Genomic DNA, 23157 nt, shown 5'->3' on the forward strand with positions numbered 1-23157 from the left:
GGTTTTTTGTACTGAATCCTTCTTTTTCATATTTCATATTTCCTACTTCATAATTCATCCCCCTCCCCCTATACTGCGCGCCGTGAGTCCTCAGAAATACTGGAATGTTGTTTACCGCTATGTTGCGATTGCCGTGATTGGTCTCGCGCTGACCGGCGTCGTTTTCGCCTTTCTGCCGAAGGTGGCTCAGTTCCGCAGTTATCAGGAAACCAAGAACGTGCTGGAAGCTGATATCCGCGCCAAGGAGGAATCCATCAAAGAACTGCGCATCAAGCAGGAGCGCTTCGGTTCCGATAAATATTTTGTTCAGCAAATCGCCCACGAAACCGGTTACGCCCACGATGGCGAAACCATCTATCAGTTCAACGATAAGACCGTCAGCAATCCGCCGCCGGTCGCAACCGGAGCGACCAACCCATGAAAAAACCGATTGTTTGGACCATCGCAGGTGCGGATTCCGGTGGCGGAGCCGGTATCCAAGCTGACATCAAAGTCATCAACCTGCTCGGTGCGCACGACTGTTCGGCGATTACAGCACTGACAGCCCAAAATACCATCGGCACGGGCCGCCTTGAATGGGTCGCGCCGGATATGCTCTCCGCCCAGCTTGAAGCGCTCAAGGCCGATCTGCCGCCTGCCGCCGTTAAACTCGGTATGCTCGGCACCGCTGCCTCCGTCGAAATCGTCGCGGCTTTTCTTAAAACAGTTAAAGCGCCTTTCACAGTTTGTGATCCGGTTCTCATTTCATCCAGCGGCGCATTTCTGCTCGAGGCCTCTGCATGGAAAATTCTCACCGAAAAACTTTTTCCGGTCGTTGATTTAATCACGCCGAACATTCCCGAAGCCGAACACCTGCTCGGCATGGAAATCGCCACGCCCGCCGACATCGAAGCCGCCGCTCAAAAGGCGCTCGCTTCCGGTGTCAAAGAGGTTCTGATTAAAGGCGGTCACGGATTCCACGACATGGAGCTTTCAAGCGATTACTGGAGCAACGGGAAAGATCACGCCTGGCTTTCCAGTCCGCGTATCGACACGAAGCACTCGCATGGAACAGGCTGCGTACTTTCGTCTGCGGTCGCAACGGCCCGCGCACTGGGTTACCGCCCGCTTGACAGCATCATCGTTGCCAAAGCTTACCTGAATCAGGGACTGCGTCTGGCACCGGGACTTGGCAGCGGCTTCGGCCCGCTTGCCTTCAACCCGTGGGAAAAGGCGGAACAGGATTTTCCGTTCGTCGCTCAGAAAATCGGCGGGCCGGGATCACGCGCCGCGCTTCCAACCTGCGGAAATACTTAGCCGAGCGCGGCGTGTGTTTCTTTCAGGCGTTCGATGATGGGAATCTTCTGCGGGCATTTTTCCAAACAGGCGCCGCATTCGATACAGTGCGACGCATCTTTACCTTTGGCGATCCACGGCTTGCCGAATTGCGCGTACTGGTTGCGGGCGTGTTCCGTCAGACCATAAACGCGGTGATAATTCATAAACTCAAAGCATTTCGGAATGTTGACGTCCTGCGGACACGGCAGGCAATAAGCACAGCCGGTGCAATAGAGCGATGCCAGCTGCTTCAGGTCGTCGGCGGTCTTTTCAATCGCTGCTTTTTCATCCGTGCTGAGCGGCGTTTCATCCGAAGCGGCAACCACATTCTCTTCCACCATCTGGATGGTTTCCATGCCGGAAAGCGCGCAATCCACGTTCGGATTAGATAAGACAAACCGTAAAGCCAGTTCAGGTGTCTTGATCTGCTTGTTCCCGATCGCTTTCTTAAACGCTTCGGACGGGTACTTGAGACGTCCGCCCGCCACCGGTCCCATAATGACCACGCCCAGCCCTTTGCTTTTGGCATAGGCAATGGACTCTTCGTTGGCGCGATCGAGAAGGTTGTACTGGCAGAGCACGGACGAAAAACAGCCGCGGTCAATAATCGGGATCATCTCTTCCGGTTTGTCGTGAAATGAAAATGAGACGTGGCGGATCATTCCCTCGTCTTTTGCCTTCAGAACATCATCGAGAAGATGAAACCGGTCGACCACATCACGCATGGCCTCTTTGCCGACACCGTGCAAATGGTAAACATCAATATGATCGGTATCGAGCCGCTTGAGTTGTTCTTCCAGAAAGCGTCGTCCGTCATCGCGTTTTTCGACCTTACCCACCGGTAATTTTGTGGAGAGCGTTATTTTTTCCCGCCAGCCGTCTTTCAGTGCGCGGCCAACGGCTGTTTCACTTTCGCCCTGACAGTAAAACCAGGCTGAATCCACATAGTTAACCCCCAGTTCAAAGGCGCGGCGAATCAGTGCAACCGATTCATCCATTTTTACATGACCGACTCCGCCTTCGCTCCAGCTCATCGGCAGTCGCATGGATCCAAATCCCAATGCAGATATCTTGATTCCGGTGTTTCCGAATGAGTTGTAACGCACGTTGAACTCCAAAGTTTTAATTTGTCAAATCACGACATCAACACGGTGTTCACCGTCTTTAAACAGCGGCAGAACATTGCCGTCGATTTTTTTACCATCCACGGTGATGGAAGTAACTCCACGGCAGCGTCCGGCTGTGTTGTCGATATTTACATTATAGACTGCACCACGGAAGGTGCGCTTGACGGAGGCTTTCGGAACTTTCTTTGAGAGACATGGGTCAATCAGAAGTCCTTCATAGCTGCGCCGGACGCCGAGAATCCACTCGATCAGCACCATGGTGAACCACGGAGCGGTTCCGGTGCGCCAGGCGTAGCCGGATTTGCCGCGGGTCTGGGCAACCAGATCAAACATGTTCACGAACGAAAACGGCTCCGCCCCGGAACGGCTGATCGGGTTTTCCGGATTGTCGGGACAAACGCGGATATAGGTCTGCCAGGCTTCTTCGGCCCGTCCCATCAGGCAGTCCGCCAACGCTTTAAACCCTGATGCGTGGCAGTAACAGCCGCCATTGGTGCCGGCCAGCGGCATAAGCGTCGAAAACCGTCCGATGCGCTCGTCGTAACTGTTGAGCGGCGGGTGGCAAATCACATACCCTTCCGGCTTGGTGCAATATTTGTCCACGGCCTCCATGCAGGATTTCGCGCGGTCGCTGTCGGCTACGCCGCCGATAATCGCCCAGGCCTGCGTGTTGAGGAAAATTTTCGCCTCATCATGCTGATCGGATCCGAGCGGATACCCATCTTCGCAGATGGTGCGCTGATACCATTTCCCATCCCACGCGTTTTTGTTGATGGCGTTCGACATCTGTGTGAAGACAGCGTGACACTCTTCCGCGACTGCTTTGTCGCCGATCCGTTCCGCCAGTTCAGCGATTTCCAGACAGCCGTGACAGAGCTGCTGGCTGACCATAACGCTTTCGCGCTCGCCGGTTTTTTCAGACGGCTCCAGCCCGTCGTTCCAGTCGGCGAAGTGCTGAAGCGAAAGGCCTCGCTTGCCGATATCCTTAGCCATATAGCGGATCGTGCGCTGAATGTGATCCCAAACTGTACCCTTCTCTTTCGACTCAAAGTACGGAACAACCTCTTTGAGTAGATCAAAATCGCCGGACTCTTTGATCATCCACGGGACCGTCATCAGAATCCACGCCGGCTTATCCGCATAGGTCAGACGGTTGAATGGGCGGAAGCTGTGCAGCACCTCTCCGGACGGTTTCTGCGAAGAAAGCGCGCGCAACAGATTGGCGCGAGCCGTCGGATAGTCGAACATCGCGATGGCACAGTCGGTCTGCAGATTATCGCGGAAACCGGACTTGTCGATGAGGTAAGAATACATCTGCTTTTTGACAAACAGGTTCATCAGCGCATCGCGGTCTTTATTTTCTGCGCCGGTATTAACGCTGAACATGGATTCGTGCTGACGTTCCACGGCGGCCTGCTCGGCGCACAGCGTGTCGAGTTTCTCCGGTGTAATACGGGCGCGCAGCGCTTTAACATCTTCGACGCTGTCACAGTGTCCGATCAGGAAGTCAGCACGCGACTCGCCCTTGGCCGGGATGTCCAGCCCGACCTGAATAATGCCGGCGCAGTCGGGGCCGTACCCGGGCCGGTTATCGCAGTTCCAGCCCCAGAGAATGTTCGGAGCAGACACGGAATAATCGGCACGGGTGAAATCATCGCGGTAGCCGTTAACGCCCATGCAGTTGTTGAGCGTGGTCATGTAACCGCGAATAAATCCTTTCGGAAAAATTTTAACGTCACGGTTCGAGACGACCACGGTACCGACTTCGGGATAAACATCGGAAAAGTTGTTCCGGCCAAACCCTTTCCCTTCGTGCGTTTTTCCGTTCATCGGCATCAGCGCGTAGCCGAAAACCGAAAGTTTCCGCGGACGATTTGACAGGTTTTTCACGGTGCAGGTCCATGCCTCAAAGGCTTCGGTGCGGGGAACAAAAATACGCCAGGTCACGCGCAGGTCGTCGCAGGTGGAGCTGATCTCGGTTTTTTCCGGAAAAAACTTACAGGAATAGTCTTTCACCAGAGTCGGCGCCGGCATGCCCGCCGGACAAAAAACTTTACCGGTTTCTTCGTCGCGGATGTAGAGATATTTGCAGTCGTAACCGACCAGTTCTACGGAAAATCCGTCATCAAAACGAACCCGGGTATGTCCGTCGCCGATATGAGTCGCCTCAACGTAGTATTCAACCGGTCCGCACTGGTTATAATGAATATTGCGCCATTTGCGCGGCGGTTCTCCGGTGAGTTCAAAGCAGTTTTCTTCCTGAATAAACCGTCCGTATTTTTCGATCGTTCCCATGATGTACTCCTGTTATTGAGGGCGTTTTTCGTTGAAAAACAAGGTGTGAGAGATAACTCTATGTCCCTTCGATTTTCAAGGAGAATGATTTATGAAGAAGCCGAATTTCCTCATTATTTTGACGGATCAGCAGCGGTTCGACACCCTTGCTGCCGCTGGCTTCCCGTGGATGAAAACTCCGAACCTTGACCGGCTGGTTCACGAAGGCTGTCTGTTCAAAAATGCCTATACGACCAACCCAATCTGCGTGCCAGCCCGTTACGATATGCTGACCGGGAAAACCGGACGCGCTCACGGGCACTTTGACAATGCTTCAATACTGCTCGACGAAAACCTACCCACTTTTCCGCGCGAGCTCTCGGCTCACGGCTGGCGAACAGCCGTGCTGGGAAAATGCCACTTTAACCCGCCGACTGCCCATCACGGATACGATGAACAGCATCTCATGGAAGAAATTCCTGAGCGCGTTGAAGACGATGCGTACCTCCAGTATTTAAAAACAAATGGGTATGGTGATCTGCGCAACATCCACGGCATCCGCCCGCTTTTATATCACGAAGCACAGAAGGCACTGATTCCGGAAGAACACCTCGGCCCGAACTGGCTGGCCGGACGTGCCGAAGAATGGATTGATCAAAATAGTGATCAACCGTTCCTCCTGACACTCGGCTGGATTAAACCCCATCCGCCATGGAATATCCCTGAATCGAAAAAAGGAATTTATGCGGATGCGAATCTGCCGGAGCCGCTGGAAAGATCGCGCGACCTGCCCTATCCGTCCGAAGACAGCGATCTCTACGGCGACTTCGACTCCACAGAAGAAAAACGGAAAATCCGCGAAGCGTATCTTGAGTCTGTCACGATGGTGGATGAAGCGTTTGGTCGGGTTCTCGCGGCACTCAAGCGCAACGGCATTCTGGACAATACCGTGATTATCTACACCGCTGATCACGGCGAGATGCTGCAGGACAAAGGTTTCTATCAAAAAACTCTGCCCTACGACAGCGCCTGCCGCATTCCACTTGTTGTCCGCTATCCGGAAAAATTTAAACCCGGCTCAGTCCGCGAAGAATTTGCCGACCTGCTGGATATTTTTCCGACACTGCTCGACATCGCCGGGATTCGTCTGGATCGCGCGGTTCTTGACGGTGAATCCCTGCTTTCGAATTCATCCGTCAAACGGAAAATCCAGTATGCGCACTCCTGTCAGGGCCGCTACCGCTGGATCATGACCCGCGATGAACGCTACAAATACATTTATTACTTTGCCGGCGGACATGAATACCTCTACGACATGCAAAACGATCCTGCCGAAAAGAACAACCTGCTCGGCCTGCCGGACTGCCCGCAAGCCGTCTATGCGAAACTGAAAACCGAAGCCATCCGGCGCGAACAACAGGCCGGTCCGGAGGGAACCGTCAAAGACGGCGAGTTTTTGCCTGACGCGCAAGGCCGCCACCCTTCCTTCGACTGGAACAACGGCGAAAAATATCCGCGCTGGTGCTTCACGCCCGGCCACTTTCAACAGTTCGGAAAAAAATCTCCAGCCGAAGAAGCGGCGCTTTTTCTAAAAGAATTCAGTGCCTCCAAAGACGAAGCTCCGCACTGTCCGTCTGCAGCCAAAAAGATGTTACTGGAGGCCTACAGCAAGGTGTGGGGATGCGATCCGGCAGAACTTGAAAAACTGCTAACAATCAAATCTTAGCCAACAGACGGCGGGATTTCGTTGTTTTCCAGCAACGGCTCTTTAATTCCGGCCTGAATCCGGTTGTCAGCGACATCAATTCCTTTGCAGGCATCGAAGGTCAAAAGCGCCTTCATCCGGCGAATCATCGGATAGGTCTCCGTTCGTTCGACCATATTATTTTTGAACGTAATACCATCCACGGAACGGGCGTAGAGAATGCCGGTGTCAAAGGTTCGGAAGGTGTTATTTTCGATGTGTATGTTGCGGTGGTAGCACTCCCGGTTTTTCCATGGATTGGAAATTTCCGGATCAATATCGATCACCGCACGTCCCCAACCCTGCGGACCGTAACAGCAATCACCGAATGCATTATTGCGGATTAGCACATCGCGCACGGCGCCTGATTCAAACCAGTAATTGGCGTCACCGCTGATTTTCACGGCGGAACCCGCCGCAGCGATCCGGTTGTTTTCTAAAACGATTTTACCCGGTGTGGAAAGCAGGTAACCGCGTGCTCGGTTGTTATGACTGAAGCATCCGCTGATGTGCGCATCCGCTACCCAGCTCTGATTATCCAACACATCGGACACGCGCAAAGCGTCCGGCAGTTTTTCGTCGAAAACAATCCGGCAGAATTGCGCATTGATCGGTTCCACCGCTTTAACGGTTGCAGACGCGTAAACTAACAGATCGTCGTTATGTGCGAAACTCAGGGTATCGCCAGGGAACGCAATCTCAAACCCATACTGTTCATTGTGCACCAGCTCAGTAACCACTGAATAATCGTCAAGACGTTCTTTGATGCGCGTGTTGGTGCCATGAAGATTGGCCGGATCGTCCATCTGGTTTTCGAAATGACAGTCTTCGATGCGAATCAGTCCGCGACAATTGACAAAATGAGTGGCATCGACCGTGACAGAAAACATCCGGTCCGTTCCCGGAGTCGGACGGATGGTGAAATTTTTCAGATGGATGTCTTCAGAAAACTGAGCGATGACGCCCATTCCGCCGGCGTGGTTTAGCTCCACTTGTTCAATCCGGATATTCCGGCTCTGCTTCAGATGAATTCCAGGGCAGAGTCTGGAATAATGACGGAGCAGAAGCACGTTGCCGACAATCGCTCTGCGCTCAAACTTATTATTAAACCGGATCGTTCCGGCATCAATCTGAGTAACGCTGAAGTCTTTTGCAGTCATCCAGCGACCCAGTGAATCGCCGCTCAGCCAAGCGGGACAGCCGGTGCGGACATCCATTTCAAAAATTCCGTCGTGCAAGGTGTGTGACCAGCCCTCGCCGTCAAAAACGACCTGATCGCCTTCCATGTGAAACGGATATTTTTCCCAGTCAATTTTTACTTCAACACCGCTGTCGTCCACCTGCGTAATGATGCCTTGTGAATAAAAAGGCCGGCGCCAATCGACGGAAAAGTTTTTCAGTGTGATGCCGGACGATTTTTCGACCACAAACGGCATCATTTCACCGTGGAAGATAAATCGGGAGCCGCCGCCGTCAATGGTAAGATTTTTTCTGCCGATAACCGGGAAGGCGATGCGTTTGAGACTGGCGCTGTTATTGGAGATGTAATAGTGCTTCTCAAAAGCCTGATCGGGATAAAAATGATATTCGCCTTTTTGAAATTTCAGGATCGCGTCATCGCCGCATGCTTCCAAAGCTTGAAAAACGATCGGCGACATATCGTCCAAGATTTTTGCGATGAGGATTTCTTTCATGACTCTTCAGGAATTTCGCGGTTGTGCGCCGATCAGTTAGTATGGTCGGGGTGACAGGATTTGAACCTGCGACATCTACACCCCCAGCGTAGCGCTCTACCAGTCTGAGCTACACCCCGACATTGTTTAAAGCGTGAGAAGCTAGCACGGGACAAAATGGTGGTCAACGCGAGAGTGGTTAATTAGACAGTACTTTCGCGATGCTGTCACTGAGGCGGGCAGACAGCACTTTGACAGCCGGTTCGCGCAGCATATCGCGGTGGCCGCCAGGCACCAGATAGACATCCTGATCTTTCGTCAGGGCAGCCCACTCCATCGTTAAATCCGGAAGAAACCAGGCGGCCAGCACATCGGAGCGAAAGAGTACAACGTGCCCCGGATAGAATCGGGATGTATATTTAAGAGCGGCTTCGCGGTTCCGGCGATAGACTTCCTCACGATTGGCCAGCACCCCTTCTTTCATCTGCACGCCGTCGAGCATCTTAACCGCATTGGCCACATCATTCCGGAAAAGGGTTTTAATCCTGTCCACCAAAATTTGAAAAAACATGCGCACCCCGATAATACGGATCAACTGCAACCGCCGCCTATAGAAGGCGATGCGCCGCTCACACGGCGGATAAACCCAGCAGTCAATTAATGCCAGTAGCTTCACATCACAGCCCATCTCGACCAGCTGCCGCGCCATTTCCATAGCGACGTATCCGCCGTAGCACCAGCCGCCGAGCATATACGGCCCGTCCGGAAGAAATTCGCGCAGAACAGAAATATAGTGTGCGGCCATTTCCGGAATCGTCGAATGAACGTTATCCGGATCGACCAGCCCCAGCGATTGGAACCCGTACACCGGCTGGCCGGACGGCAGATTATGAACCAGATTAGAATAACCGAGCAAGTCGCCGGGCGCGCTATGAAGCAGGAAAAGAGGAACTCGTCCCGGTGCTCCGTCTTTAAGACAAACCAGCGATTTATACTCCGTTCCGCCACGCAGACCGACAATTTCCGCCATCTGCGCAATGGTTGGATACTGAAAAAGCTGAGCGACTGTCAGCGACAGGCCGGACGCAAGAATCCGCTCAACCAGCTGGATGGCCAGCAGGGAGTGCCCGCCCAAATCAAAAAAGTTGTCATGGATACCAATCTCTTCCATGCCGAGCACGGTCAACCATATATCCGCCAGCGTTTTCTGTTGCGGGGTTGACGGCTCCACAAAATTTTCCCGCGACCGGGCCGCCGTTTTTACCGGTGACGGCAACGCTTTGCGGTCAACCTTCCCGCCCGGCGCGGTTGGAAATTCATCCAACTCCATAAAAGCGGCAGGCACCATATACTCCGGCAGAGTGGCAGCAAGGAACGCACGCAGTTCGTTGACCTGCGGCGACCGGCCCGGCTCCGGAATATAGTAAGCCGCCAGTTCTTTCTGCTCCGAAAAATCGTCACGCGCAACGACGACAGCCTGCGCAATATCGCTGTGCTGTTCCAATACAGCGGCGATCCCGTCCGGCTCAATACGGAAGCCGCGGATTTTAACCTGATTATCCACGCGGCCCATGAACCCGATGCTTCCGTCGGAATGGCGGCAAACCAGATCGCCGGTCCGGTAGATTTTTCCATCGCCCCACGGATTCTGAATGAATTTTTCACGGGTCAGATCAGGCCGGTTAAGATAACCGCGTACAACACCTTCGCCGCCGATCAGCAGCTCGCCCGGCATTCCGATTGAAACCAGCTGCTGCCGCGGATCGGCGACATACAGTGCTGTGCCGGCAATCGGCAGGCCGATCGGCACTTCGCCGGTAACCGAGCCGGTCAGTTCGTGAACGGTGGAAACCACCGTGCATTCGGTCGGGCCGTACGTATTGAACAGGCGAACCGTTCCGCCGCCTTTCTGAAGCCAGACGCGGCAGAGTTCCGCCGAAACTTTTTCGCCGCCGATAATGACCGCCCGCAACGTTTCCGGCACGGCGCGCAGATTACGCACCCATTCGTGCCAGTAAGCCGTCGGCAGATCAACCACCGTGATTTTCCAGTGTGCAATGAATTTTTCAAATTCCGAAATGGAACTGGAAAGTTCGTCGCTACGCAGAACCACCGTTCCGCCGCAGGCCCAGGCAGGAAACATTTCCTCCACCGAGCCGTCGAAATTCATTGAGAAAAACTGAAGCACGCGATCGGAGGCTCCGATGCCGTAGGTCTGAATCGAGGCGAGACAATGGTTCACTACGTTGCGGTGTTCCACCATCACCCCTTTGGGTTTGCCGGTGGATCCAGAGGTATAAAAAATGTACGCCAGATTGGAATGTTCAACACGGCCGGCCGGTTTGGTTTCGCTTCCTTGAATCCGGTCGACGCAAATGGTTTTGCGCCCTGTCGCCTCTATTCGTTCCATCAATCCGGATACCGTGACGACCACCGGCAACGCCGTATCGCTTATAATAAATTCAAGACGGTCCGCAGGATAATCGGGATCCAGCGGAACATAGGCCCCGCCCGCTTTCAAAATACCGAGAATGCCGACGCACATTTCGGGCGAACGGTTGATGAACAGACCGACCGGCGTATCGGGTTTTACACCGGCTTCCTGCAGCCGGACCGCCAGCGCATCGGCCCGCGTATTCAGTTCGTCGTAGCTCAGCTTCCCGTCAACGCTTTCGACCGCGATGGCGCGCGGCGTCTTTTCCGTCTGCGCCTCGAAGAGCTGGTGAATACAGCGGGTTTCGCCGAAACCGGGTGTGCGGGTCTGTAATTTCTGCAGTTTGCGCCGGTCATGATCGGTCAGAACCATTTGCGAAAAAAGCGGATGGCTGATGTCGGCTGTGCGGCGGAACGCGCAGAAGTGTTCCCACATTCCGGACGAGCAGCGCACTTCGTTCTCGCTGAGAACAACCGGGTAGGCTGGCGGACGGCGCAGTGACGGAAAGCGCTGGAACAAATCGCGGGCAAACGTCTTGCGCTTCCGGCAGGTTTCAATCGCCTTCTCAGCACGGGATAGATTTTCGGCCAGCGAAGCCTCGGCCTCCAGCTCGACGTAGAGCGGAGCCGTCTCCGCAAAAAATCCGGCGGCTTCCGTGCCGGTCGTCCAGCCTGCAGTGAACTGATATTGCGAGCAGAAGCGGGCCAGAAAGCAGAGAAACAGCGGCAGGTCACTGAGCGTATAGCTGTGTTCCGTGCGGTCAATGACGGCAGGAAGTTCTAATCTTTGGAAATTTTCAAACCGGCGAACCCAGAACCGTTCGTGGCGGGCCATCTCGCCGTTAAGTGTTTCCAGTTTTTTTCCGAGCGTTTCAAACCCAGGTTCATTAACCACCCAGTCGGCTGCTTCGCCGATTGCCGGGAAACGCAAAACGGCCGGTACGCCGTCCAGAGTTAACAGCGACCCGTCCGATTTGATCACATACAGTTCGCCACCCAGCAGCATCTTCGGCAGACCGAGATCGTTCGGCTGATTACCGAAATCGAGCGCGCGGCGCAGTGCATCGGTTTCATTCCGCGGAAGGCTCCAGTTGATCAGTCCGCCGCTGGCCGGGCGTTTATGAAGCGGATAATAAGTTCGTTCCTGCAGATTCTGCCGGGTGCGGGTCTCGCGGCTTTCTACCAGCTCCAGCGCCAGTTCACTGAGCGCATCAATGGCGGCATCATAGCAGCGTGCGTTCAGTGTGAAGGAAGTATCATTTTCAAATATTTCCACACGGCGCTGTTTGAGCAGATCGCCCGCGTCAACTTCTTCCGCCATCATATGCCAGCTGACACCGTGGAACGGCTCGCGGTTGATGATGGCCCATGCGGTGGAATAAACCCCGGCATAGCGCGGAAGCGGCGCATCGTGATAATTGATTGCACCACGGCGCGGCATCGCAAGCACGTCCGGCTTAAGGATGTAGCTGTTAACAATGCTGAAAAGAAAATCGAACGGCTGTGCCGCAAGAATCTTTTCAAAGCCTTCATCCGGATGATGCCACGGCACACCCTTCTCTTTCGCCCAGCGCCGGTTGGCAGCCTCCGGCGAAATCAAACCGAGTACACGCATTCCGCGTTTACGCAGCACCTCGGTGCAGCGCAGACAAAGCGAGCCTTCTCCGATCACAAAACAGGTCGGAGCCTCTTCATCGCCCGGTTGCAAATACTCATCAAGCGGACGGCCCGGATCTTTAACAACCTGCCGCGCCATCATCAGAAAATCCGCCACCGTCTGTTCGGCGGTGGCCGCATCAAAAAGTTCCGCATCGTATTCCAACTGTCCTTCGAGCTGTCCTTCGCGCTCAATAAAGTAGAGCAGCATGTCCATCTTGGCGGTATCGTTGCCGATTTCGTCATCGGTGAGCGTGAGCCCGGCAAACGTTTTGGTCGGCAGCGGCATATTGTGCAGGATGAGCGAATTGCGGAACACCGGATGGCGCGTACCGTCACTGATCGCCTCCATCACCTTTTCAAACGGGATATCCTGATGTGCATAGGCATCCAGAGCGGTTCGGCGAACACGGTCAAGCACCTCGGTAAAAACCGGAGAACCGGAGAAGGTTGTACGCAACGCCAGTGCATTGATAAACGTGCCGATGATATTTTCAAGCTGCGGATAATTGCGATTGGCAATGGCGGTGCCGGTGATGATATCGGCCGAGCCGGTGACGCGATGCAGCAGCGTCTGCCAGATGGCCGCCAGCACCATGAACAGCGAAGCGCTTTCACGGCGGCCCAGCGCAGTGAGCGCGGCGGTAAGATCCGGCGAAATCGTAAAAGCATGGCGGGCGCCGCGGTGTACGGAAACATCAGGACGTTTCTGTTTTAACGGGAAACTGAGATCGGGGCGCGGGGCGGCCAGTTTTTCTTTCCAGTAGTCGAGCTGCGGCTGAAGTGCGCCGCTCCGGATGCGTTCATCCAGCCACGCGGCCACATCGGAATACTGCCGCTCAACCGGCGGAAGCGGCGAAGGCTGACCGTTCAGGAATGCCGTGTACGCTTCAGAAAACTCCGTATTGAAGCGGCTGATACCCCACCCGTCCGCGGCAATGTGGTGAATGTTAAAGAAAAGCTGAAAACGGTTTTCGGCCAGCTTGACCAGTTCAGCGTGAATCAGCGGGCCGGTCGAAAGATCAAAAATATGCCGCCCGTTCTCCATCCGCATTTCCGCTGTCCGGCGGTCGCGCTCGGCGGCATCCAGTCCGCTCAGATCGGTGAACCGGATCGGCACATGCACGGTGTCGAGCGGGCGCTGCACCATTTCGCCTTTTTCCATGGTGTACACCATACGCAGCGAGTCATGGCGGCGGATCACCTCATTAAAGGCGCGCTCCATGACTTCGACATTCAGCGGGCCGCTCAGGTAAATCACTTCCGGAATATTGGACAGAATTCCGGAGCGGTCGGACTGATGCAGCATCCACATGGTGCGCTGTGACGGCGTCAGCGGATACGAAGCACGTCCGGCAGACGACGGAATTTCTTTACACACCGCCCCGGTGGTGCGGCGCAGATCAACCAGCTCCGACAGTTTTTCGACCGTCGGGTTTTCATAGATATCTTTCAGCGGAATATCTACATGCAAGCGGATGTAGATATTTGCTGCCAGTTGCGTAGCCAGCAGGGAATGGCCGCCGAGCAGAAAGAAGTGATCGCCCAGTCCGGCCGACCCGGATTTGAGCACCGCAGAAAAAAGCTCAGCGACCGTTTTTTCAGTCGCCGAGACCGGCGGACGGAATTCGGCAGCCCGCAGCTGCTCGATCTCGCGCAGTGCCGGCGGCGGCAATGCTTTGCGGTCGATTTTTCCGTTGGGCGTGAGCGGAATCTGCGCCAGTTGAATAAAGAACGACGGAATCATGTACTGCGGCAGTTCGAGTGCCAATATCTGCCGGATTTTTTCGACCGAGGGTCTGGCGCCCGCCTGCACCGTGTAATAGGCAATCAGCCGGCGAATACCGGGAACGTCTTCCCGCACCGTGACAACCGCTTCGCGTATGCTCTCAATCCGGCAAAGCGCGGCTTCAATCTCGCCCGGCTCCAGCCGGTAGCCGAGAAATTTAATCTGCTGGTCAATGCGTCCGGCGAACATCAGGTTGCCGTCCGGCAGGCGAAGTGCGCGGTCACCGGTTCGGTAAAGCCGCCCGTGCGGCGTCTCCAGAAAAACCTCAGCGGTCAGTTGCGGACGGTTCAGGTAGCCGCGCGCCACCTGCGGGCCGCCAATAAAAATTTCGCCCTCTTCGCCGTCAGCAACCGGCTCCATTTTTTCATTAAAAAGAAAAATGCTGACATCATCCAGCGGCCTGCCGATCGGCGTGGTGCGCTGAGTATTTCCGGAACCATCCACGCAGTAACAGGTGCAGTACACGGCGGCTTCGGTCGGGCCGTAGCCGTTGATAATGAAAAGCTCCGGCACCTCGCGGGCAATGCTGGTCAGCCGCCGCTCCGGAATCGGCTCCACACCGGTGAGCAGACGGCGCAACCGGCTTTGTCCGGGATGTTCGTGAACCCAGGCTTCGAGATCGGCGATCATCGCCGGAGGAATAAAAGCCGAAGTGACTTGTTCTGCGCAAAGCCAGTCCATCAGTTTTTTAGAACTCAGCCGGACTTCTTCGGGAACAATCGTCAGCGTTGCGCCGCAAATGAGCGGCGAGAAAATTTCATACACGGAAACATCAAAACTGAAACTGGTCCACCAGCTGCAGATATCGCCGGGGCCGAGCGTCCGGCGGCGCTGAGCGTCATCGAGCATATTCAGCGCGCCGCGATGATGACAGCGTACTCCCTTCGGTTTGCCGGTGGAGCCGGAGGTATAAATGATGTAGGCCAGATCATCCGCCTGCGGCAGTTCACAGGCACCCGCAACCGACGGCAGAGATTCATCCGGAGAAACAACGACGGCCTCCGTGATAAATTTAGGTCTGTGCGCGGTCGGCGCAATCACAACCGGCGCGCCGCAATCGGTCAGCATGAACCGGCGGCGTTCGACCGGATAGGTCGGATCAATGGGCACATACGCCGCGCCGGTGCGCAAAACAGCCAGCAGAGCGACAATTAAATCCGGTGAACGATCCATGCAAACGGCGACTGGAACATCGCGGCCCGCTCCGTGTGTGTGCAGAAGCCGGGCAAGTCCCAGCGAACGTCGATCCAGTTCAGCATAGGAAACTTCAGTCTCTCCCAAACGGACAGCGACGGCTTCGGGATGTAAAGCCGTCGCTTCAAGGAACCGGGAAATCAGAGTTTGATCCTTTTTCAAATTCATACTGCCGACGCTCGCATCACTCGGGGGACGATGCTATAAAAACCATTGATTCAGATGAAGACTAAAGTAGAACCATTTAAAAGATCGATCGAAGTCTGGAACATTCACTTGTCCGATCACCGCGGCGATGTTGACCTTTGCCGTGACCTGCTGACCGGCGAAGAGCTGGGTCGCGCCGCCAAATTTCTCAAACCGGCAGATGCCGAAGGGTTCATTCTGGGCCGCGGACTGCTGCGCCGGGTTCTGGCGGACTGCCTGAACCGCGAACCATCCGCCCTGCGGTTCAACCGCAACGCGCAAGGCAAGCCGTTTCTGGAAGGCAGAGAACTGGAGTTCAACGTATCACATTCACGAGACCGCTTATTGATCGCCGTTACCGCCGGACGCGCGGTTGGTGTTGATATTGAGTTCCGCCGCGACGGACTGAATATGAAGTCCATTGCCAAACGGTGGTTTTCGCCCGAGGAGCAGACATTTTTCCAAAGACTGGAAAATCCGGCAGATGGGTTTTTCGAAATCTGGGCCAAAAAAGAAGCCTATGTGAAAGCGCTGGGTGTCGGTATCTACAAAGATCTCAACACGTTTGCGGTGCCTCTGGGCGAGCCGCCGTTTTTTCCAATCCTCGGAAGCGACAAACAGTGGTTTTTCCAGACATTGGAAATTGATTCCGGCTACGCGGCGGCGGTAGTTTCCGAAGCGCCGCCTGTACCGGTCACCCTGCGGAATTTTTAACTCATGAAAATCAGTATTGGCATTCTGGCGTGGAATGAGGAGAGCAGTATCCGCGCGACGCTTCACAGTGTCTTTTCGCAAAGCCTGCTCCGCGACCTCGAAAAGAGCGGACATGAGATTGACCTCATCTGTATACCGAATGGCTGTACCGACAACACCGTACTGGCTGCCCGCGGCGCGATGCTGGCCGCTGCCGAACGGCTGAGTCATCCGGTGAATCTATCGTGGAAGGTTCATCCGCTGGAAAAACCGGGTAAAACCAATGCATGGAATGTCTTTGTGCATGAACTGGTCGATCCGCAGACCGACGTCATTTTTCTTGTCGATGCCGATATTCAAATTTATATGCCGGACACGCTCAGTAATATGCTCGATCAACTGATGAATCATCCGGATGCGTTCATTTGCACCGATCTGCCGGTAAAACATATTGTGTTTAAGCAGCGCTACAGCCTGCTCGACCAGATTTCCATGCACACCGCACGCATCAATCAGTCGGCATCCGGCCAGCTCTGCGGCCAGCTCTACTGCGCCCGGGCTGCGTGGTTGCGCCGTCTCTGGATTCCGGAAGGCATTATTGTGGAAGACGGCTTCATCAAAAAAATGGCGGTCTCCAACTTTCTGACTGAAACAGAAAATGCCGCGCAGAGGATTGTGGTTGCCGAAACCGCATCACACGTTTTCGAAGCCTATACCCGCCTGCCCGATGTACTGGCGACGCACCGGCGCCAGATTGCCGGGTATATGATTCACCGTTGGATATGGGAAACCCTGCAAGTCCGCCGGAGCGAAGCGCCGGATGCCGCCGCGCTGATTGAACAGCTCAACCGGACGGAACCGGGCTGGTCGCGCGCTGTAATCGCCGATGGCATCAAAAAGAAAGATTACGTCCGGATCTACCGTATCCTGCTCGCAACACGCATCGCCCGTTTCCGGGGGTTCAGTGCATCCAAGAAAATGGTTTTCATACCGGCATTGCTGGTTCAGCTTCTGCTTGATTCGATTCAGTTTCTGGCCGCACTCCGCCTGCTCTGCCGCGGAAAGCTGCAGAAAGTCTGGCGGGACACCCGCACCACCAACACGGAGGTCACCCGGTGAAGCTGGCTTTCGCGCATCATCTGGATTTAAAACAGTCTGCCGCACGGAAACCCGGTGCGGTCGGCATTCACAGCGCAGCGGAAAATATTGCCCTACACCTCAAGGCGGCTTCGGACGGTTTTGAAATGCTGGCGCCGCTGAAAAATATCTGTTCGCCTTCGGCGGCCGCGCGGATTCTGCTCTATCAGAAACTGACGCCAGAAAAATATTACGGCTGGGCCGAGCCGTCGCTGAGCCGCTCTTATGGGCGACAGCTTTCACGTAAAATGAAAAACAGTTCCGCACAGATTGTGCTTTGCACCGAGGTCAAGCACGCCGCGTTTTTAAAAACCGATCGGCCTGTCGCCATCTGGACCGATTCGCTCTATGGCGGATTGTTCGATTATTACCAGACATTCACCGGTCTCTGCCGCCGAACTCAGGACGATCTCCGCGAAATGGATCGGGCTGCCGTCAAAAACTGTGCCTGTCTGATTTTCGCTTCCGACTGGGCGGCGCGGCGCGCCATGGAACTTTATGGTGCATCAGCAGAACAGGTGAACGTGGTGCCATACGGCGCCAATCTGACTTCGGGCTTTTCCAAATCCGATGCGGAACAGCTCGTGGCCGGAAAAACTTTCGACGGGATCTGTCGGCTTCTTTTTACCGGCGTGGAATGGAAACGTAAAGGCGGTGATACGGCGGTCAAGGTCGCTGAATTTTTGAACGCGCAAGGCATCCGTACCGAGCTGACTTTTCTGGGAACGGATCCAGCGCGACATATGGAACATGTTCCGGACTTTGTAAAAAGCGCCGGCTTTCTTTCACTCTCTAAACCGGACGAACGGGCGAAGATGGAACGGCTTTATCGTGAGGCCCATTTTCTGATTCAGCCGTGCCGCGCCGAATGTTTCGGCCACATTTTTCCGGAAGCCAACAGCTTTGCCCTGCCCGCGATTGCTTCGAATACCGGCGGAATTCCAACGGCGGTGCATGAGGGAATCAATGGATACTGTGTAGAGGTCGAGAATGTGACGGCTTATGCGGAGATCATCGGCCGGCTCTTTGACAACCCGGAAGCATACCGCATACTGGCACTGAAAGCCTTCGATGATTACAATTCCCGGCTGAGCTGGCAGCAGGCCGCGCGGAAAGTAGTGCTTCTTACCCAGAAATATTTATCTGACGTTAAAAAAGCGCAGGCAGAGCGGTAAGCCGGATTCTGTTCTCCCGAAGGAGTCAGCCATTTATCTAATGCGATCAACCCGGAACTCAAGCGGAGCGGGCAGCTCCTTGTTCCCTATTTGATCTTGCTCCGGACGGGGTTTACCCTGCCTCCGCGGTTACCCTTGGAGCGGTGGGCTTTTACCCCACCATTTCACCCTTACCCTTCGATGCGCCGAAGCGCCCTCAGGGCGGTATAATTTCTGTGGCACTTTCCATCCCCGGCGATCTCGCACCGGAGTTTCCGCGTTAACCACGGAACGTCCTGCCCTGCGGAGTCCGGACTTTCCTCCCCTTGGCGAACCAAAGAGCGGCCGATACACTCTGCCTGCGGTGGAGAAAGGTACGCATCGGCACCCGCCATGGCGAGAAGTTTATTCTGGAGTGCTCCGGCAACCGGAGTGCGACGGAGTTTTTCGATTTTAGCGCTGGTTGATAAGCATGCGTCCGCAGAAGTTGCAGATGACCAGCTTATCCGGGTTGAGCGCGTCGTTGGTGACCTGCGGCGGAAGGCGCATGTGACAGCCGGAACAGTGATCCTTCTCAACCTGAACAACGGCGAAGTCGCCTTTGTTTTTGAAAAGCCGTTCGTATTTCAACAGCAGGGACGGAGTAACGGACGAGGTAATCCGTGCGCGGTCGGCCAGCAGTGCATTCAGGTCTTCCTGAACTTCCGCGAGGCGGTCTTCGAGCATTTCCTTTTCTTCGCTGACGCCGCCTTCTTCTTCTTTGAGTTCAGCTTCGCGGTCACTGATAATTTTTTTTGCCGATTCGACATGTTCCATCAGAACCATTTCGCGGTCTTCGAGAGCGGAAATATGTTTTTCGGCAGCGGCGATTTCCTGCAGGAAGGCACGATACTGATCGTTGGTCTTCGCCTCCATCTGCTGCTGTTTATACTTAAGAATCTTTTCGCTGTGCGTTCCGGCTTCGATCTCGAGCTGCTTCAGATCGGCGGTAACTTTCTTCAACGCTTCGCGGGCCTGATTGAGCTTGGTTTTGGCGCCTTCAAGCTGTTTTTCGATGTCGGCTTTACGGGCAGGAATGTCGCGGATTTCGCGTTGGAGTTTTGATATTTTGCGGTCTTTTTCCTGTAAAACCAGAAGTGCCTCGAGCGGATGCGCCATAACCATGATCTCCTTTGCAACTCAACAGAACAAAATTGAGCGGCGAGGATACGGCGGCAAACCGGTTTCGACAACCGAAAATGCAGTTTAACTTCCGGGGTGAACCAGCGGCAGTCCCTGCCTGCAAAGCGGGCATTCGGCGGGCTCCCAGGTGACCGGCTCAATATCCAGCAGACTGACGGTCGGGAAGTCGAACTTAGCCTTTCCGCCGCTGCGGTTTACCAGTACGCCGACCGCTTCCACAATGCCGCCATTTTGCGCCACAATATCAATCGTTTCCTGAACGCGGCCGCCGCGGGTAATGACGTCTTCCGCCACGAGAAACCGCTCGCCCTTTTCGATCTTAAAGCGGCGCATGGTCAGCATTTTTTCGGCGTTCTTTTCCGCAAAAATGAAACGGGTTCCAAGTGCGCGGGCCACTTCGTGCCCGACGGGAATCCCGCCAAGTGCCGGGGAAATCACGGTGTCAATTTTAAGTTCACCGAGAACCGATTTCATCTTTTCGACCAGCGCTCCGCAGACTTGCTCGGCAACACGCGGATATTGCAACAGCAGTGCACATTGGAAAAAGCGGTTGGAATGAAGTCCGGAGCGGAGTTCAAAGTGACCGTTCAGCAGAGCCTGAGTGTCCTCGAAGAGTTTGAGCAGATCGGTTTCCTTCATAATTTTTCCTGTAAATTAATTAACTGAGCAGTTCCTTGACCGCTTGACGGAGAGCCGCGGTATCAAACGGTTTTTCAAACACACGGGCGGCCCCGAGTTTTTTGGCCAGATCCAGATAATGCCCGGCACGAACCCGTCCGCCGCCTGACATAATAATCACTTTGATATCCGGCAGTTTGCGGCGGATGGCCATTACGAGTTCAATACCGTCACAGTCGGGCATGATGACATCGCTGATGATCAGATCGAACTTTTGTTTTTCCAGCAGTGCCTGCGCTTCCAGCCCGTTCGGAGCCTCGGCAAATTCATACAGTTCACTGCCCAGAATAACGCCTACCATCTTGCGAATCGCCTCTTCGTCGTCAACCAGCAGAATTCTTTTTCGATCCATAAAGGGTTCCTGTTATTTGTTCTGAAAATTTATGCGGTAATCCTGTCCGCCGCCAAACTCGAGAATGCGCTGAACGTGCTTACCGAGAATATCCGCTTCCAAATTCACTTTCGTACCCGGTTTGAACTCCGACATATCCGTTTCTTCCATCGTGTGCGGAATGATATGAACGACAAACGCGTCGTCCTTCAGCTCCGCAACCGTCAGAGAAATTCCGTCCAGCGCAATTGAACCTTTATACACCATCAACATGAGCTGACTTCGGTCGCACTCGATTTCAAATTTCCAATCTCGATCAACCCGGTCAACCCGCCGCACCCGGCCGGTACCGTCCACATGGCCGGTCACAATATGTCCGCCAAGCGTATCGCCCAGTGCCAAAGCGCGCTCCAGATTCACAATCGATCCGGGCTTTTTTTCGCCAAGATTTGTTTTATCAAATGTCTCCGTCAGCACATCGAAACAAAAATTTTCGCCTTCAATCGCGGCAACAGTCAGACAGGCTCCGTTTACAGCGATACTGTCGCCCAGACGGATCGGCGCATCAAACGGACGGTTCGGCTTGAGCGTAATCCGCCCTGCCGCGCCGTGCATCTTCACGTCAACAATCATCCCAAGCCGCTGAATAATTCCTGTGAACATTATTTCTCCCTGACCGGTAAGGCCCGTATGAAAGCATCTTTTCCGCATTTTTCCAAGGCTTGGAAATGTAAAAGCGGCATTTTCTCCAACGGCCAGCCTTTTTTTCCAATCATCGGTATTCCATCACCGCCGAGCAGCGACGGAGCAATGAAGAATGCAAATTCATCCACCAATCCGGCGCGCACCAGCGATCCGGCCAGCTCTCCGCCGCCTTCGCACAGCACATGCATCACGCCGCGTTTTCCGAGGTCGCGCAAAATTTTCGCAAGCGAACCGTTCATCACCAGCGTCCGCTCCGCCGCTTCGTCTGTCAGCACCTTGGCGTTAGCCTGAAGCGTTGAGCCAACGATCACCCGCCACGGCGCGCGGCCTTTCGCCGGACGCGGAAGCAGCAACGGATCGTCTGCCCGGACGGTTCCGGCACCGACCATGATTGCATCTGCCGTGCGGCGTAACTCCTGAACCTTCGCCCGTGCCTGCGGGCCGGTAATCCATTTTGATTTTCCGGAAGCATCGGCAATCCGTCCGTCAAGGGTTGACGCCAGCTTGAGCGTCACATACGGCATACCGGTCAGAATCAGTTTGGCAAACGGCGCAATCAGAGCCTCGGCTTCGGCGCGGCAAACACCGGTGATTACTTCGACTCCGGCGCGGCGCAGAATCCGGATACCCCGCCCCGCATGAACCGGGTTCGGATCTTTTGCCCCGATTACCACGCGGCGAATACCGCGAGCCAGAATCAAGTCGGTACACGGCGGTGTGCGTCCCTGCGTCGAACACGGCTCCAATGTAACGTAAAGAACTGAAGATTTCAGATTGCGGACTGCCGATTGGAGGCAGTTGACTTCGGCATGCGGGCCGCCAGCCTTTTTATGAAACCCTTCGGTAATGATTTTCCCCTCCTGAACCAGCACCGCGCCGACGGGCGGATTGGGCCGCGTCAGCCCTTCCCCGCGCCGTGCCAGCGCGAGCGCCCGCTGCATGAATGGTTCATGAGGACTCATTGCGGCATATTTGTGCGTGAAGGCCGGCCCAGTTCTTTCTGTATCCGGTCGAGCACGCCGTTCACAAAGCGGCCGGAATCTTTTCCGCTGTACGCTTTGGCAATTTCGACGGCTTCATTGATGGAAACCACCGGCGGAATATCGGTGCGAAAGAGCATTTCATAAGTCGCCACGCGCAAGACGACCCGGTCGAGAACGCCGAGACGGTCAACATCCCAGTTCTGCGTGTATTTTGAAATCGTCCGGTCAATTTCACGCTGTTTTTCAATCACACCGCGCACCACTTCATTGACATACGTCCGGTCGCGTTCCGAAGGTTTCTTCTCCTCATCATCCCAAAAATCAAGCAAAGCCTGATCCAGTTCATTCGGGTTGAATTCCGTCTGAAACAGAAACTGCATGGCCCATTCGCGCGCCTGACGGCGACCGGTTACTTTAGTCATTTAGATCCTTTTATCATTTTCAAAACATTGGCCGTTTCTATGGCGGCTTCGGCGGCGTACCAGCCGCGACTCGTCCGGCTACGGGTGCAGCGCGCCACCGCCTGCTCCCAGTTGCGCGTACCGACAATTTCATTAATCACCGGAACGCCGTGTTCGCGGGCGATATCGAGCAATGCAATACCGGTTGAGTCGCCAATCATCTGTGCGTGCGGCGTTTCGCCTTCCACCACCACACCCAGCGCAATCAGCGCGTCATATTTTCCGCTTTTCGCCAGCTCGTTCATCACCACCGGAATTTCGTACGCGCCCGGCACTTGAAAAATTCCGATGTCAGATTTTTTCGCACCATTTTCTTCGAGACACTGAATAGCATCGTCGGCCAGTTGCTGTGTCAGCTCCGAGTTAAACCGGCTGACGACGATGGCAAACCGCAGTCCGCTCGCATCCAGTTCTTTTTTTAAAATTCCTTTGGCCATTGT

At 54.7% G+C, this 23157-nt stretch carries 16 protein-coding genes, 1 tRNA gene, 1 other RNA gene and 1 pseudogene; 6 read left to right on the plus strand and 13 right to left on the minus strand.

From position 1 onward, the window contains the following. The first annotated feature begins 82 nt into the window (after positions 1-82). The gene (locus HOO88_05075) at positions 83-421 is read left to right on the plus strand and encodes a hypothetical protein (GenBank protein NOU36122.1); all 339 of its coding nucleotides are present in this window, start codon (positions 83-85) and stop codon (positions 419-421) included. Then, positions 418-1296, plus strand: a complete 879-nt coding sequence (gene thiD / locus HOO88_05080; GenBank protein ID NOU36123.1) for a bifunctional hydroxymethylpyrimidine kinase/phosphomethylpyrimidine kinase — start codon at positions 418-420, stop codon at positions 1294-1296. Before HOO88_05075 ends, thiD begins: the two co-directional genes overlap by 4 nt. Here the strand turns inward: thiD and HOO88_05085 are convergent. Both HOO88_05085 and HOO88_05090 read right to left on the minus strand, forming a co-directional pair. Then, positions 1293-2423 carry an aldo/keto reductase gene (locus HOO88_05085; GenBank protein NOU36124.1) on the minus strand — a complete coding sequence of 377 codons (1131 nt, stop codon included), beginning with the start codon at positions 2421-2423 and terminating at the stop codon, positions 1293-1295. The two genes, thiD and HOO88_05085, sit on opposite strands and share 4 nt — an antisense overlap. A 24-nt stretch (positions 2424-2447) precedes the next feature. Next, positions 2448-4739, minus strand: coding sequence for a hypothetical protein (locus tag HOO88_05090; protein ID NOU36125.1), 2292 nt, complete (start codon positions 4737-4739; stop codon positions 2448-2450). A 91-nt stretch (positions 4740-4830) separates the two neighbouring features. Here HOO88_05090 and HOO88_05095 point away from each other — a divergent pair, with 91 nt between their 5' ends. Continuing rightward, on the plus strand, positions 4831-6444 hold the full coding sequence (locus tag HOO88_05095; GenBank protein ID NOU36126.1) for a sulfatase-like hydrolase/transferase: 1614 nt from the start codon (positions 4831-4833) through the stop codon (positions 6442-6444). On the opposite strand, the gene HOO88_05100 is transcribed toward HOO88_05095, so the two are convergent. The 3 genes from HOO88_05100 to HOO88_05110 form a co-directional block, all read right to left on the minus strand. Further along, positions 6441-8156 (minus strand): right-handed parallel beta-helix repeat-containing protein, encoded by a 1716-nt coding sequence (locus HOO88_05100; GenBank protein NOU36127.1) that lies wholly within the window; start codon positions 8154-8156, stop codon positions 6441-6443. The two genes, HOO88_05095 and HOO88_05100, sit on opposite strands and share 4 nt — an antisense overlap. Before the next feature lie 42 nt (positions 8157-8198). Further along, positions 8199-8275: transfer RNA gene (locus tag HOO88_05105), tRNA-Pro, on the minus strand. A gap of 59 nt (positions 8276-8334) precedes the next feature. Then, a complete protein-coding gene (locus HOO88_05110; protein NOU36128.1) occupies positions 8335-15375 on the minus strand; it encodes an amino acid adenylation domain-containing protein in 7041 nt (2346 codons plus the stop codon). 54 nt (positions 15376-15429) lie between these two features. Here HOO88_05110 and HOO88_05115 point away from each other — a divergent pair, with 54 nt between their 5' ends. The 3 genes and pseudogenes from HOO88_05115 (at position 15430) to HOO88_05125 (ending at position 18272) form a co-directional block, all read left to right on the plus strand. After that, positions 15430-16107, plus strand: coding sequence for a 4'-phosphopantetheinyl transferase superfamily protein (locus HOO88_05115; protein NOU36129.1), 678 nt, complete (start codon positions 15430-15432; stop codon positions 16105-16107). A gap of 3 nt (positions 16108-16110) precedes the next feature. Continuing rightward, positions 16111-17205 carry a glycosyltransferase family 2 protein gene (locus HOO88_05120; GenBank protein ID NOU36130.1) on the plus strand — a complete coding sequence of 365 codons (1095 nt, stop codon included), beginning with the start codon at positions 16111-16113 and terminating at the stop codon, positions 17203-17205. 125 nt (positions 17206-17330) lie between these two features. Beyond that, positions 17331-18272, plus strand: a pseudogene (locus HOO88_05125) (glycosyltransferase family 4 protein). A gap of 107 nt (positions 18273-18379) precedes the next feature. Here HOO88_05125 and rnpB read toward each other — a convergent pair. The 8 genes from rnpB to HOO88_05165 all read right to left on the minus strand — a co-directional run bounded on the left by rnpB (position 18380) and on the right by HOO88_05165 (position 23154). Next, positions 18380-18739: RNase P RNA component class A (gene rnpB, locus HOO88_05130), an RNA gene on the minus strand. A 91-nt stretch (positions 18740-18830) separates the two neighbouring features. Then, positions 18831-19535 carry a hypothetical protein gene (locus HOO88_05135; GenBank protein NOU36131.1) on the minus strand — a complete coding sequence of 235 codons (705 nt, stop codon included), beginning with the start codon at positions 19533-19535 and terminating at the stop codon, positions 18831-18833. Positions 19536-19622: 87 nt separating this feature from the next. Further along, entirely contained in the window at positions 19623-20198 is a 576-nt protein-coding gene (locus HOO88_05140; protein ID NOU36132.1) for an orotate phosphoribosyltransferase, read from the minus strand. 19 nt (positions 20199-20217) lie between these two features. Beyond that, entirely contained in the window at positions 20218-20589 is a 372-nt protein-coding gene (locus HOO88_05145; GenBank protein ID NOU36133.1) for a response regulator, read from the minus strand. 12 nt (positions 20590-20601) lie between these two features. Further along, positions 20602-21231 (minus strand): riboflavin synthase, encoded by a 630-nt coding sequence (locus HOO88_05150; GenBank protein ID NOU36134.1) that lies wholly within the window; start codon positions 21229-21231, stop codon positions 20602-20604. Next, positions 21231-22235, minus strand: a complete 1005-nt coding sequence (ribD, locus tag HOO88_05155) for a bifunctional diaminohydroxyphosphoribosylaminopyrimidine deaminase/5-amino-6-(5-phosphoribosylamino)uracil reductase RibD (protein ID NOU36135.1) — start codon at positions 22233-22235, stop codon at positions 21231-21233. The genes HOO88_05150 and ribD overlap by 1 nt, the downstream gene beginning before the upstream one ends. After that, positions 22232-22678, minus strand: coding sequence for a transcription antitermination factor NusB (gene nusB, locus HOO88_05160; protein ID NOU36136.1), 447 nt, complete (start codon positions 22676-22678; stop codon positions 22232-22234). The genes ribD and nusB overlap by 4 nt, the downstream gene beginning before the upstream one ends. Then, complete coding sequence (locus tag HOO88_05165) at positions 22675-23154, minus strand: 6,7-dimethyl-8-ribityllumazine synthase (GenBank protein ID NOU36137.1); 480 nt, start codon at positions 23152-23154, stop codon at positions 22675-22677. Before HOO88_05165 ends, nusB begins: the two co-directional genes overlap by 4 nt. Between the last annotated feature and the right edge of the window lie 3 nt (positions 23155-23157).

The sequence above is a fragment of the Kiritimatiellaceae bacterium genome (assembly GCA_013141415.1).
Lineage (GTDB): Bacteria > Verrucomicrobiota > Kiritimatiellia > Kiritimatiellales > Tichowtungiaceae > Tichowtungia.

Bases quoted from the DNA above. Each gene is read 5' to 3' on its own strand.
- thiD (NOU36123.1), top strand. From the start codon at position 418: ATGAAAAAACCGATTGTTTGGACCATCGCAGGTGCGGATTCCGGTGGC.
- HOO88_05090 (NOU36125.1), bottom strand. From the start codon at position 4,739: ATGGGAACGATCGAAAAATACGGACGGTTTATTCAGGAAGAAAACTGC.
- HOO88_05095 (NOU36126.1), top strand. From the start codon at position 4,831: ATGAAGAAGCCGAATTTCCTCATTATTTTGACGGATCAGCAGCGGTTC.
- HOO88_05100 (NOU36127.1), bottom strand. From the start codon at position 8,156: ATGAAAGAAATCCTCATCGCAAAAATCTTGGACGATATGTCGCCGATC.
- HOO88_05110 (NOU36128.1), bottom strand. From the start codon at position 15,375: ATGAATTTGAAAAAGGATCAAACTCTGATTTCCCGGTTCCTTGAAGCG.
- HOO88_05115 (NOU36129.1), top strand. From the start codon at position 15,430: ATGAAGACTAAAGTAGAACCATTTAAAAGATCGATCGAAGTCTGGAAC.
- HOO88_05120 (NOU36130.1), top strand. From the start codon at position 16,111: ATGAAAATCAGTATTGGCATTCTGGCGTGGAATGAGGAGAGCAGTATC.
- HOO88_05135 (NOU36131.1), bottom strand. From the start codon at position 19,535: ATGGCGCATCCGCTCGAGGCACTTCTGGTTTTACAGGAAAAAGACCGC.
- HOO88_05140 (NOU36132.1), bottom strand. From the start codon at position 20,198: ATGAAGGAAACCGATCTGCTCAAACTCTTCGAGGACACTCAGGCTCTG.
- HOO88_05145 (NOU36133.1), bottom strand. From the start codon at position 20,589: ATGGATCGAAAAAGAATTCTGCTGGTTGACGACGAAGAGGCGATTCGC.
- HOO88_05150 (NOU36134.1), bottom strand. From the start codon at position 21,231: ATGTTCACAGGAATTATTCAGCGGCTTGGGATGATTGTTGACGTGAAG.
- ribD (NOU36135.1), bottom strand. From the start codon at position 22,235: ATGAGTCCTCATGAACCATTCATGCAGCGGGCGCTCGCGCTGGCACGG.
- nusB (NOU36136.1), bottom strand. From the start codon at position 22,678: ATGACTAAAGTAACCGGTCGCCGTCAGGCGCGCGAATGGGCCATGCAG.
- HOO88_05165 (NOU36137.1), bottom strand. From the start codon at position 23,154: ATGGCCAAAGGAATTTTAAAAAAAGAACTGGATGCGAGCGGACTGCGG.